The following is a 12598-nucleotide window of genomic DNA, read 5'->3' on the forward strand; positions in this document are numbered from 1 at the left end:
AAAATGGATGTACAATGTATAAGAAATTAATAATTTTAACCTTTTTAAGTATTTTTATAGAGGCAAATAATGAAATAACAGCAAATAATATAGTTAAAGATCAAGAAGAACAATATACACAATCAATAGAAAATTCAAATGATTATATAACCGCTTCAGTTATGTATAAAATTAAAGATTATCAAAAGTCTTATGAACTATTTTTTAAACTATTTAAAATAGATTCATATAATATTAATGTTAATTATTTTTTAGCCTTAAGTGCAATCCAAATAAATAAGAATGACGAAGCAATGGCTGCTTTTGAAAGAGTTTTAACTCAAAAGCCAGATTTCAATCAAGCAAGATATGAATATGCAAAACTTCTTTTTAAATTAAATTTGAAGAATGATGCAAAAAAAGAGTTTATGATTTTAAGTAAATTGGATATTAATAATACTACTAAAAAATCTGTAGATAACTATTTAGATTTAATAAACAAAGAATCGAAATATTTTTATGCAAATGCTTCAATTTTAGTGGGGGTCGGAAGAAGTACAAATATTAATAGCGGCTTGGATTCTCCTGAATATAGATTATCAGGATTAGATAATATTTCAGTAAGTGGAGAAAAACCTATTGCTGACAACTATCATAATGAAGTGTTAATGCTAAATTTCTCAAATAATTTTAAAGACTCTTCATATACTCTAAAAAATTCTATTTTTATTTATAATAAAAATTATTTTAATGAAAGTATAGAAAATCTAACAGCTTATTCTTATAAACCAACTATTTCATATTTTGATCAAAAAACAAAAAATATTTATAGTTTGAATTTTGGTTTTACAAGAATAGATAAAAGAGATAATGAAAATTTTAATATTTTTAATTTAACACCTAGTTTTTCTAATTCTTCTATTTTAAGTTCTTTAAATTATCAAAGAGTATTATATTTAAATGATTCAGACAAGGATAAAAACTTTGACAAGTATGAGTTTTTATTAAAATATAATTTATTAACTACTTTAAATATTTATTCTAAATTCTCAAAAAGTGTAAGAATAGATACTACGAGAATCGATTTAGATAAAAATAGTATACTAGCTGGGATGGAGTATGTTTATCAAATTAATAATAAAAATTTAATAAAATTCGATTTAGAATATATGAAGAGTTATTATAAATATACAAATAGTTATTTTGATTCAAAAAGAGAAGATAACTATTATTTTGCAGGATTATCTTATTTAACTAAAATAAATAAAGAAAATCAAATTATGTTATCTACTTCTTTTACAAAAAATAATTCTAATCAAGGAGCATATCCTTATGAGGAAATTGATGGCAAAATAAACTATATAAAAACATTCAATTGGTAAAGGAATAAAAAATGAAAAAAATTATTTTATTTTTGCTTTTTATTAGTAATTTTTTATTAGCAAATAATATAGGAAAAATTGTTTCATTTAACGGTGAAGCAACTATTACAAGAGAAGGTGAAAGTATCCAAGTAGATAAGAACTCTATTTTTCAAAAAAATGATACTTTAAATACAAAAGAAAATACAAAATTACAAATACTTTTTTTGGATAATACGATTATTTCTGTAGGACAAAATTCAATATTAAAAATAAATGATTATTTATTTGAAGAGAAAAATACCAAAGCGGAATTTGCAATGGTAAAAGGTATATTTAGAACAATTACGGGGAAAATCGGTAAAATCGCACCTGAAAATTTCAAATTAAGAACTAAAAGTGCTTCTATTGGAATAAGAGGAACACAAATTGTTGTTGCACTTGAAAATAATAATGAAAAAATATTCTGTACAGAAGGTCAAATTGAAATAAAAAATAACATAACAAAAGATAGTATTATTGTTAATAAAGGTGAATTTATAACTTTTGAAGAAATAAGTAATGATAAATTCAGAACAAAAAAAATTAAAAAAAGTGATTTAAAAGAGATAAATGAAAATTTAGAGATTCAAGAGAATTTACCTATTGATCATATTTCTGTAAATAGCAATAAAGAGAATATTTCTACAAATACTAATATAAAGAATGCTACAACTACAGAGAATATTTCTACAAATACTAAAAATACCACTACTTCAGGAAATGTTTCTGCAAACAAAATGAGTAGTGAAAATATTATTAATACAGAGAATATTTCTTCTAATGAAGAATTATTAACAAATAAAGCACCAAATGCAATTAAAGATGAAACTCCAATAGTTACTATTCCTTCAACAAATGTAAGTAATACTTTAACCGAAGATTTAGATGGCTTAGATAATGTAGCAAATTTTAGTACTAAAACACCTTCATTATTTTTTAAAATAAATAATTCAACTGCGAATTATATTGGTAATTTTCCAAGTGAATTATCATCAAATAATAATTTAGTCAATATAACAGGCCAAACAGTTGCAATTCCTAGTGATAGTAGAATATCTATGGATATAGATTTTGGAAAAACTGCTAATGAGATTTCAAATGGAAAAATAAATATTAGTGATATTGGAAACGGCACAAATAAAATACTTACCTTTGATGGAGAATTAAATGGTAAATCTGCAACTTTTTCCCTAAATCCTACAGGAACAACGCAAGGAAGTGGAGGTACAGGTACATTATATGGAACTACAGCCAATTATATGAAAGGAAATATTGATTTAAAATCTACAGATAACGTAGAAATTAACTCAGATTTTAGTGCAAAAAAACAGTAAAAACAGAATATAAAATACAAAGTAACAAAAAGCATAATATAACTATTTATTAGCTATCATGCCATATTATTTAACTAAAAAATACCGATTTTACGGGAGAATTAAAAATATATGGCTTTGATAGACTTACAAAACATTTCAAAACAATACGACACAAAAATTATTTTAAAAGATGCAAATTTTACTTTAAACAGTGGACAAAGAATCGCAGTAATTGGGCAAAATGGTCAAGGGAAATCTACACTTTTTAAAATAATTATGAGAGATACAGAAGCTGATAGTGGGGAAATGGCTATTGATAAATCTCTTAAAATTGAGATGCTTGATCAACAACCAAAATTTAAAGCAAACCTTCTTGTAAGAGATGCTATTGAAGAGCAATTAGCTGAGCTAAAATCTGCTAAAAATGAGTATGAAGCAATAACAAATAAATTAGTAACAAACTATGAAGATGAAGATTTAATTCGAAGACAAAGTGAACTTGCAAGTTTTATTGATTTTCATAATGCTTGGGATTTAGATAATATGATTGAGAGAGTTTTAGTTGAATTTCAGTTAAAACAATATGAATTTAAAGATGTAAATCTTCTAAGTGGTGGAGAGCAAAGAAGAGTTAGTTTAGCAGGACTTCTACTTAAAAAACCTGATGTTTTACTTCTAGATGAGCCTACAAATCATCTTGATGTTTATATGGTTGAGTTTTTAGAACAATTGCTTTTAAAAAACAATTTCACTCTACTTTTCATCTCTCACGATAGATATTTTATTGATAATATTGCAACAGCTGTTGTTGAAGTTGAAGGTGGAACATTAAAAAAATTTAATGGCGGATACTCATTATATCTTGAACAAAAAGCACAACTTTTAGAAAATATGCAAAAAGATCATGAAAATCTTTTAAGACTTGTAAAAAGAGAAGCCCATTGGATGCAACGAGGTGTAACAGCTAGAAGAAAAAGAAATGAAAGAAGAAAATCAGAGTATTTTGATTTAAAAAAACAAGCCAGAAGTAATCCTGCACAAATAAGAAAAATGAGTCTAGAGCTTCAAAGGGAACAAAAATCATTTAATACTGATGATAATCAAAAAAATAAAAAGAAAATGCTTTATGAGTTAGATGATATTTGTAAAACACTAGGAGATAAAGAGCTTATAAAAGATTTTACAACAAGAATTTTACAAAAAGATACAATAGCAATAGTAGGTCCAAATGGAAGTGGGAAATCAACTCTATTAAAAATCTTTATGGAAAAAATGACAGTTGATAGTGGAGCTTTTAAAAAAGGTGATTTTAATATTGGATATTTTGATCAACAAAGAGATAGTCTAGATGATGAAAGAAATCTTTTAGAAACTTTCTGTCCAAATGGTGGAGATAGAGTTATTTTGGATGATGGAAGAAATATGCATGTTTTTGGATATCTAAAAAACTTTTTATTTCCAAGGGAATACTTAGATAAAAAAGTAGGTGTTTTAAGTGGTGGAGAAAAAAACAGAGTTGCTCTTGCACTTTTATTTACAAGAAAAGTTGATTGTTTGATTCTTGATGAGCCTACAAATGACTTAGATATTCCTACTATTAATATCTTAGAAGAGTATTTACAAAATTTTCAAGGTGCATTGATTTTTGTATCGCATGATAGATATTTTGTAGATAAAATTGCAAAAAAACTTTTCGTATTTCAAGGCAATGCTCAAATTATGGAAAGTTATCAACCATATACTGAGTACTTAGAAATTGAAAAAGAAATCAAAGATTTAGAGTCATTTGAAAAAGAGATCGAAAAAGAAACAAGCTCTCAAAAAGTAGTACAAGTTGCTAAGAAGCAAACAAAACTATCATACAAAGATCAAAGAGAATATGATATGTTACCCCAAGAACTTGAAAAATTAGAATTAAAACTTGAAGAAATAAATGCTTGTTTAATGGATCCTAAATGCTATGAGCAAAAAGGAATAGTTGCCATGTCGCAAGAGCTTGACGCTACAAAAGAGATTTATGAAACAAAAGTTGAAAGATTTTTAGAACTAGAAGAATTAATAGAAAGCTTTAATTCTTAAAAAGATATAATCACTTAATTAATTATAAATATAAGGACTTTATATGAGCTTAAAAGAGCAATTAAAAGAAGATTTAAAAACTGCAATGAGAGAAAAAGAAGTTGTAAAAAGAGACTCTATTAGAGCTATTAATACAATGATCAAACAAATTGAAGTAGATGAAAGAAAAGAACTTAATGATGAAGATGTTATTAAACTAATCCAAAAAGGAATTAAACAAAGAGAAGAAGCTATTACTCAATATAGTGCAGCTTCAAGAGATGATTTAGTTGCAAAAGAGCAAGAGCAAATTGATGTATTTATGTTATACCTTCCAGCGCAAGCAAGCGATGAAGAATTAGAAACTGGAATGAAAGAAATCATAGCACAAACAGGTGCAACAACTATGAAAGATATAGGGAAAGTAATGGGAGCTGCAAGTAAAAAATTTGCAGGTGTTGCAGATGGAAAAAGAATAAATGAAATGGTTAAAAAACTTTTAGCATAAAAAATCAATAATGGAGAATAATCATGATTGAAGACTTTAAAGACATTTTAGAACAATTAACAATAAAAGAGCAAGAGTTTGTAAATACAAATAATATTGATACACCTTTGAAGTTAATACCTCTTTTATTAAAAAGAGTAAGTCCACAAAATGTTCAAATACTAGCTTCACTAATCAAAAAATCAGTTCTCCCTTCAATTTGTTCTAAAACAGATAATGAAATTGATGAACTTTTCACACAAATAGAAAAAGATCCTAATCTTTTATTTAAAAAAGATTTTCAAGATAAAATAGAAGAATTTATAAATAAAAGATTTGAAAGAGATAAAAAAGTTGTAATAGAAAGAACTTCCGATATCTCAAAACTTGTATTACTTATGGAAGAATATTTAAATGATGCTATTTCAAGTAATGGTTCTGGTTCTAAAGTTGTTTTAAATATAAAAGAAAAAATAGAATCAATAAATATAAGTGAAAATGGTCTAGAGGCACTCACTAAACTTCAAAATGAATTAGTATCAGCTGCTATTTCTATTGAAAAAGAGATGAATACTGTTACAAGTAAACTTGAAACGGGTAAATCAAAAGTTCAAGAATTAGAAGAAAAAATAACAACATTAGAAGAAGAGTTAAATAAAACAAAAATAGAAAATATGAAAGATCCCTTAACTGGTCTTTTAACAAGAAAGTCTTTTACAGATGAAGTAGTAAGAATAGAGAGTTCATATGTTCGAATAAATACTCAATATGCTGTTGTTTTCTTTGACTTAGATCATTTTAAAAAAATAAATGATACTTATGGACATGAGTGCGGAGATGTTGTTTTATCAACTTTTGGAAAAATATTAAATAAAAGTATTAGAGACCATGATATTGTTGGAAGATATGGTGGAGAAGAGTTTGTAGCTATTATTCACTTCAACCTAAATAGAGAGCTTTTACAGTTCTTAAAACGCATTAAAACGATAGTTACTGAAAATAGCTTTTTATATAAAGATCAAAAAATTAAAGTAACTTTTAGTGCAGGAGTTGCACTTAGAAGTAGTTATGACTCATATGAGAATACACTACAAAAAGCTGATATGCTTTTATATCAAGCAAAAGAAAATGGAAGAAATAAAATTACTTTAGAAAATGGGATGGAAATTTAATCGACAATGAAAATAAATAAGTTTTTAAATATAGCACTATTTATTACTGCAACATCTGTATTGTTTACAGCATGTGCAAATAAAGCGCCTAAAAATATAAAAAAAGTTGAAAAGCCGAAAGTTGAAAATATCAACAATGTATTAAATGATGCGAAAGTTTTTGAATATGATTCTAGACAAAAACTTTATAGGAATAAGTTTACTCAGGAACAAAATAGAAATGATATATTAATAAAATTTGGAAAACTATGTTCAGATAAAAATGGTAAACTAGTTTATATAGATTATTTTATTAACAAAAGCTATGTTAATTCATATGCAAACAATAAAGCTTATATCTGTGAAGTAGATAATGCTCCTTATTTTTTTGGTCATATTGCAAGTCAAAATGCTAATAGTTTCTTATCTTTAAGTATAGATGAAAAGACAAAAAAAGATTATATGGATAAACAAAAGGATATGCAATTTGAATCAAGTTTAGATACAACAGTAGATTCAACGCCAGACTCAATACCTAATCCAAAATTTCAAGCAACGCCTCCAAGTCAAGAAAGTGCTGAAGATGGTAAAAAAGAAAGAGAAGAAATTCAAAAAAGAGAAAGAGCAAGAGAACAAAAGACTAAACTTTTTTTCAAACAACTATAATATTTAATGAAATTCAAGTAAGTAAATAAAGGTTGTTCCTTTATTTATTTGCGATTCAACTCTAACTTCAATTCTATTTTTTTGGCAAATATTTTTAACAATACTAAGACCTATTCCAAAGCCACCAGTTATTTTATCACCTCTGTAATATCGCTCAAAAATTTTTGAAGTATCTTTTATTCCTATACCTTCATCTTTAAATGAGAGCTTAATTTTTTTCTCTTCTTTTTGTAAAGATATTTCAATAATTGAGCTGTCTTTTGAGTATTTAATTGCATTTGAGATATTATTATCAATAATCCTATATAGTTCTATTTCATTAAAATTTATCATGACATTTTCTTCTATATATTTATTTAATACTATATTTTTAGAAATTGCTAGATCATTAAAAAACTCTACTCTTTTGGCTAAAAAAAGTGAAAAATCAATATCTCTTTTTTCATCTTTAACAGCATTTTGTTGCATGTAATATTCTAAATCTTCATATATAATTGTCATATTTTTCAAAGCAGATTTTATTCGCAAAATATTTTTATCATTTTTTAGTCTTAATTGCAGCATATCTACATTTATTCTTGCAACTCCTATTGGAGTTTTTAACTCATGCATTGCATCTTTTAGAAATTCATCTAAATATTTATTTAATCGTCTATAGGGTTCAATACTTTGTTTAATAATAAAAAAAGATGATAAGAAGATAAAAAAACTAACACATAAAAGTAAAATAATCGCATTATAAATAACTTGGGAATTATCTATATCTTTACAAACAATCAAACTTTTTGCATCTAGAATATTCTCAGAGAGATACTCTTTATAACATATTTTTGTATTTATTGTTTTAAATTCTTCATAAAAAAATATATCTTCATTTCCCAATAAAGAAAAAATTTTTTTATTATTTTTATCAAGGATTGCCGAAGTAAAGATATTAGATCTTGGATAATGAAAAACTTGAGTATTTTCTTTCTCAAAATTCTGCATTTTTGTTCTAACTAAATTTGCATAATTTTTTAAATCCATTTTATCTTTTATTGCTTGATTTTCGAAAGATGCATCCAAATAAAAATATATTGGTATTAAAGCTATAAACAAAGTTAAAAATACTTGTATTATTATATATTTTATTTCATATTGATTATTTATCAATTTTATATCCTACATATCTTTTTGTTTTGATGAAATATTTGTCAGTTTTTTCTCTAATTCTTTTTATACACATTCTAATATCTGAATAAGAAATATCTTTATTTCCCCAAACCCTATCGTGCAAGGTTTCAATAGAAACAAAAAAACTTCTATTTAAAACTAATAAAGCTACCACTTCACTCTCTTTTTGGCTTAAATCAATAGCTTCATTATCTTTATATAAAATTGATTTTTTAATATCAAATTTGAAAGAATTCTCCAATTCAAGAAAATCTTCATTTGTTTTAAAATTATTCTTTATCAGCTGCTCAATTCTAAACTTTAACTCAATCATATCAAAAGGTTTTCTAATATAATCATTACAACCTAACTCATAACCCTTACTTAAATCTTTTATATCTGTTAATGAAGTTAAAACAATAATAGGAACGTCTAATTTTTCTTTTCTTATATATTCCACTAAAGAAAATCCATCCATTCCAGGAACTCTTATATCTAAAAGTAATAAATCATAAGAATTTTCAAAAATAGCATCAAAAGCATCATCACCATTTTCAAAATCATCTACATAAAAATCAAGTTCTTCTAAAAACTCTTTTATTGATACTCTATATAAATAATCATCTTCTAATAGTAATATTTTTATCACTTTATAATAATCTCTCTTTTGTTTTTTTCTTGCATATTACTAAAACTTGAGTTACTATTTATTTCACCCATATATTCATATCTTGGTAAATACTTAAAATTTTGTTCACTCTTATCAAAACAAATTATCATTAATCCTACACTATTTTTTTCATCTATATTTCCAAGAGGTATTTGTGTAATTATTCTATTTTTATTTTCATAATAGAATTTCTCATTTGATAAAAACTCTTTATTTTGAGATAAAAAATCATATAGTTTTTTATCAGATTCCTCTTGAATAACAATATAATCATGTAAAAATATATTATCTTTATAAGATTTAGCAACTTCTAAATATTTCTTTTCTAATAAAGGAATAATTTCTATTCCCATATATTTTAATCTATTTTTTAAATCGGTATAATCCATAATAACTTCAATAGTTCCAATATATTCTTCATTTTTATCAAAAATTGGAGCAATAGCTTTTATATTAAATCTTTTTCCTAATTCATTTGAAACAAAAGGTTTTTTTGTTTCTTTTACTTTTACTAAACCTTTTCTAAAGCTTTCTAGATTTAAACCTATATCTTTATCTTCCCAGCTTCTTACAAATACATCTAAGTTTTTTGTATGAATCTGTATCTGAATGTTATTTTGATTTGTATATGTTTTTATATTACTAAGTAGTTTTAAAAGTTCAATTTTTAAATCACTTGGATTGTTTTTTTCTAAATTGTTTATAATTTCTTGATTTTTTGAAAATAAGATTGCCAAAGATAAGGCTTGATTTTTTTGATTTGTTAATTCATTTTGTACGATTTCTACTTTGTTTGAAACTAAAATATCTATTTGATTTTGATTGATTATATTATTATATTTATATAAAAAATAAAGAAGTGTTATGATAATAACTACAAAAAGTAGTATAAAGTTTTTACTTGTTTTACTCATAAGTAATTTTACCTAAAAGAAAAAGAGAATATCCTTTGATATTCTCTTTTTTATTATTTAATAATTTTTCCAAAAGGCCCAACTTGATGCTCTTTTGATTCAATTGATGGTCTATAAACATCTGGAGCTTTAACAACTTCATCAGGGAAATCATTTACTCTATTTATTTTCTCAGGTCTATAGTGTGAGTCCATATTCATATAAGCTGCAACATTATAAGCCTCTTCATCTGTTAAAATTGGATTCTCTTTAGTAGCACCTAAAGGCATGTTATATTTTATAAAGTCAGCTGCTTTTAAAATTCTATACATTCCTGCACCTTTATTATATGTGTCATCTGTTCCCCAAAGTGCAGGATACATATAACCATTAGCACGACCTTCATTTTTGATACCTTCACCATTCATACCATGACAAGCAGCACATTGTTGCTCATAAACAATTTTCCCTTTTTCAGGATCAGCAGCTGTTGTTTTAATCATTTTTCTATCAATTTTTGCTAGACCTCTACCTTCTAGGTTAGCACCAACTGGAACACCTTGACTTAACCAAAATATATAAGCTTCCATAGCTTTCATTTCTTTTCCATCTACAGGTAGTTTATATCCATTCATACTTCTTTCCATACAACCATTAATTCTATCAGATAAACTTCCAATAGTATTCTCCCTTGGTCTATATTGTGGAAATGCTGCAAATGTTCCAACAAATGGAGCCGAATATTCTTTTGTTCCTGCATCTAAGTGACAACTTTGACATTGAAGATTATTTCCTGCAAATCTCATTTTTACATCTTCAACCTCTGGACCTATATACTTAGAAGTATGAACAATTAGCTCTTTTCCATATTTAACTAGATCTCCAAATTGATTATTTGGAATTGTTTTCTCATCTGGAACTTTATACTCTAATTTAACATCAGATTTATATCCATTATCTGAACGCTCTTTTAAAACTTTAGCATCAAAACCAAATAAAGAACTAATACACAAAGCAGATATAGTTCCTACTAAAATAACCTTTTTCATAATGTTTCCCCCTACTACTATTTAGATGGGAAACTATAACATTTGTATATAACTCGAAAGTAACAAATTTTTATGCTTAGATTTTTATTTTCTCTTGTCCAATTCTATATAGTGCAAAATCATACTTAATAGGATCAAAATTATCAAACTCTTTAAGTTTTTGTGTTATTAAAAGTGCTGATTTTAAATCGTAGCTTTGTCTATCTAAAAGACCTAATTTTTGAGATACTTTAAAAGTGTGAGTATCAAGAGGTAAAATCAAATCTTTTTTATCAACTCCACTCCAAAGTCCAAGATCAAGATTATCATCTCTTACCATCCAACGCAAGAACATATTCCATCTTTTATATGGAGCATTTCCTAGTTCTTTGATTATTCCTTGTTTATCTCTTTTAAAAGGGCTTGAAATCAAAAAAGTAAAACCTTGAGATTTATAGTTTGCTATATTGTGAATAGTTTTTATTAAAGCATCTATTCCTTCTAAAATACTATTATCTTTTTTGTAAGCATCTACAAATATACTGTTTAAACTATCTGTTTGTTTTAATCTTTTAAAGGTTTTAAAAACTGTTTTTATATCTTGAGGATTTTGAAATCTATAATAAAATGAATCTAATTCCTTATCTATTATTTCATCACTTTTTTCAAGAAGCGAGAAATCAAAGGTATCTAATAGCTTTACAATTAATCTTGCATTTCCATAAGCAAACAATGCACATAAAAGTATTATAAATTCATCATCATATCTACTAGCTACTAAAAGTGGATCTGGTTTATCATATGATAATTCAAAATTATTATTTCTTTGATTTACTTCATTATCTAGAAGTTCTTTTATCTCTTTATCTTTTTTTATCATGTATTCCCTAAAATCTCTATGCAAATATTTTTGGTTATAATAGCATTTCAAAAAAGTAAAATGGATTAAAATTATGCAAAATATATTAATAACAGGCTGTTCTTCTGGAATTGGACTACAAACGGCACTTACGCTAAAAGAAAATAATTATAAAGTTTATGCAAGTGCAAGAAAAGAAAAAGATGTTGAGATGCTTAGAAATTTAGGTTTTGAAACATTTCAAATTGATGTTAGAAATAAAAAAGATATTACAAATGCTTTAAAAACAATTATAAAAAATGATTTAAAACTAGATGCTATTTTTAATAATGCAGGATTTGGACAACCAGGAGCTGTTGAAGACTTAAGTGTTGATGTATTAAAAAAGCAATTTGATACAAATTTTTTTGGTCTACATGAAGTTACCTTACAAGCAATGAGTTTATTTAGAAAACAAGGTTTTGGAAAAATCATTCAACATAGTTCAGTTTTAGGGATTATTTCTTTAAAATACAGAGGGGCATATAATGCAAGTAAATATGCAATAGAAGGAATAACAGATACATTAAGACAAGAAGTATTAGGAAGCAATATTTTTATTAGTACAATAAATACAGGACCTGTTACATCAAAATTTAGAGAAAATGCTTTAAAGAAATTTAATAAAAATATAGATATTGAAAATAGTTACTTTAGTGAAATTTACAAAAAAGAGTTAAAAGCTAGACTTGAAACAACTGAAGATAAAGCACCTTTTAATCTACCAGAGTCAAGTGTTGCAAATGTTGTTTTAAAAATCATGAAAACACAAAAACCAAAGCCTAGATACTATGTTACAAAAGCTACTTATATCTTAGGATTTCTAAAAAGAGTTCTTTCAACTTCATTAATGGATAAACTATTAAATAAAATTTAATAGTTTATGATTTTTTGAAG

The 12598-nt window shown here is 25.5% G+C and carries 12 protein-coding genes; 7 read left to right on the plus strand and 5 right to left on the minus strand.

Annotated elements, in window-relative coordinates; genetic code table 11:
- The first annotated feature begins 14 nt into the window (after positions 1-14).
- The 6 genes from ABVS04_RS03500 (at position 15) to ABVS04_RS03525 (ending at position 7060) form a co-directional block, all read left to right on the plus strand.
- Positions 15-1361 (plus strand): tetratricopeptide repeat protein, encoded by a 1347-nt coding sequence (locus ABVS04_RS03500; protein WP_368029283.1) that lies wholly within the window; start codon positions 15-17, stop codon positions 1359-1361.
- An 11-nt stretch (positions 1362-1372) separates the two neighbouring features.
- Complete coding sequence (locus tag ABVS04_RS03505; protein WP_368029284.1) at positions 1373-2716, plus strand: FecR domain-containing protein; 1344 nt, start codon at positions 1373-1375, stop codon at positions 2714-2716.
- Between the two features lie 111 nt (positions 2717-2827).
- Positions 2828-4777, plus strand: a complete 1950-nt coding sequence (gene abc-f, locus ABVS04_RS03510; protein WP_368029285.1) for a ribosomal protection-like ABC-F family protein — start codon at positions 2828-2830, stop codon at positions 4775-4777.
- A 43-nt stretch (positions 4778-4820) separates the two neighbouring features.
- Positions 4821-5264 carry a GatB/YqeY domain-containing protein gene (locus ABVS04_RS03515; RefSeq protein WP_368029286.1) on the plus strand — a complete coding sequence of 148 codons (444 nt, stop codon included), beginning with the start codon at positions 4821-4823 and terminating at the stop codon, positions 5262-5264.
- Positions 5265-5287: 23 nt separating this feature from the next.
- Entirely contained in the window at positions 5288-6415 is a 1128-nt protein-coding gene (locus ABVS04_RS03520; protein ID WP_368029287.1) for a diguanylate cyclase, read from the plus strand.
- Between the two features lie 6 nt (positions 6416-6421).
- Complete coding sequence (locus tag ABVS04_RS03525) at positions 6422-7060, plus strand: hypothetical protein (protein ID WP_368029288.1); 639 nt, start codon at positions 6422-6424, stop codon at positions 7058-7060.
- A 3-nt stretch (positions 7061-7063) separates the two neighbouring features.
- Here the strand turns inward: ABVS04_RS03525 and ABVS04_RS03530 are convergent, their stop codons facing one another.
- The 5 genes from ABVS04_RS03530 to ABVS04_RS03550 all read right to left on the minus strand — a co-directional run bounded on the left by ABVS04_RS03530 (position 7064) and on the right by ABVS04_RS03550 (position 11683).
- Positions 7064-8212 (minus strand): sensor histidine kinase, encoded by a 1149-nt coding sequence (locus ABVS04_RS03530; protein ID WP_368029289.1) that lies wholly within the window; start codon positions 8210-8212, stop codon positions 7064-7066.
- Entirely contained in the window at positions 8202-8861 is a 660-nt protein-coding gene (locus ABVS04_RS03535) for a response regulator transcription factor (RefSeq protein ID WP_368029290.1), read from the minus strand. The genes ABVS04_RS03530 and ABVS04_RS03535 overlap by 11 nt, the downstream gene beginning before the upstream one ends.
- Positions 8858-9796: a cache domain-containing protein gene (locus tag ABVS04_RS03540; RefSeq protein ID WP_368029291.1), complete on the minus strand. Its 939-nt coding sequence runs from the start codon at positions 9794-9796 to the stop codon at positions 8858-8860. The genes ABVS04_RS03535 and ABVS04_RS03540 overlap by 4 nt, the downstream gene beginning before the upstream one ends.
- Positions 9797-9849: 53 nt before the next feature.
- Positions 9850-10824 carry a c-type cytochrome gene (locus ABVS04_RS03545; protein WP_368029292.1) on the minus strand — a complete coding sequence of 325 codons (975 nt, stop codon included), beginning with the start codon at positions 10822-10824 and terminating at the stop codon, positions 9850-9852.
- Between the two features lie 76 nt (positions 10825-10900).
- On the minus strand, positions 10901-11683 hold the full coding sequence (locus ABVS04_RS03550; RefSeq protein ID WP_368029293.1) for a TIGR02757 family protein: 783 nt from the start codon (positions 11681-11683) through the stop codon (positions 10901-10903).
- 73 nt (positions 11684-11756) lie between these two features.
- Between ABVS04_RS03550 and ABVS04_RS03555 the strand changes: the two genes are divergently transcribed.
- Positions 11757-12578 carry an SDR family NAD(P)-dependent oxidoreductase gene (locus tag ABVS04_RS03555; RefSeq protein ID WP_368029294.1) on the plus strand — a complete coding sequence of 274 codons (822 nt, stop codon included), beginning with the start codon at positions 11757-11759 and terminating at the stop codon, positions 12576-12578.
- The last annotated feature ends 20 nt before the right edge of the window (positions 12579-12598 follow it).

It is taken from the genome of Arcobacter sp. s6 (genome assembly GCF_040884245.1).
Taxonomy (GTDB): Bacteria; Campylobacterota; Campylobacteria; order Campylobacterales; family Arcobacteraceae; genus Aliarcobacter.

What these genes read in the sequence shown, in the direction of transcription:
- ABVS04_RS03500 (WP_368029283.1), top strand. Translation starts at nt 15, where the DNA reads ATGTATAAGAAATTAATAATTTTAACCTTTTTAAGTATTTTTATAGAG.
- ABVS04_RS03505 (WP_368029284.1), top strand. Translation starts at nt 1,373, where the DNA reads ATGAAAAAAATTATTTTATTTTTGCTTTTTATTAGTAATTTTTTATTA.
- abc-f (WP_368029285.1), top strand. Translation starts at nt 2,828, where the DNA reads ATGGCTTTGATAGACTTACAAAACATTTCAAAACAATACGACACAAAA.
- ABVS04_RS03515 (WP_368029286.1), top strand. Translation starts at nt 4,821, where the DNA reads ATGAGCTTAAAAGAGCAATTAAAAGAAGATTTAAAAACTGCAATGAGA.
- ABVS04_RS03520 (WP_368029287.1), top strand. Translation starts at nt 5,288, where the DNA reads ATGATTGAAGACTTTAAAGACATTTTAGAACAATTAACAATAAAAGAG.
- ABVS04_RS03525 (WP_368029288.1), top strand. Translation starts at nt 6,422, where the DNA reads ATGAAAATAAATAAGTTTTTAAATATAGCACTATTTATTACTGCAACA.
- ABVS04_RS03540 (WP_368029291.1), bottom strand. Translation starts at nt 9,796, where the DNA reads ATGAGTAAAACAAGTAAAAACTTTATACTACTTTTTGTAGTTATTATC.
- ABVS04_RS03545 (WP_368029292.1), bottom strand. Translation starts at nt 10,824, where the DNA reads ATGAAAAAGGTTATTTTAGTAGGAACTATATCTGCTTTGTGTATTAGT.
- ABVS04_RS03550 (WP_368029293.1), bottom strand. Translation starts at nt 11,683, where the DNA reads ATGATAAAAAAAGATAAAGAGATAAAAGAACTTCTAGATAATGAAGTA.
- ABVS04_RS03555 (WP_368029294.1), top strand. Translation starts at nt 11,757, where the DNA reads ATGCAAAATATATTAATAACAGGCTGTTCTTCTGGAATTGGACTACAA.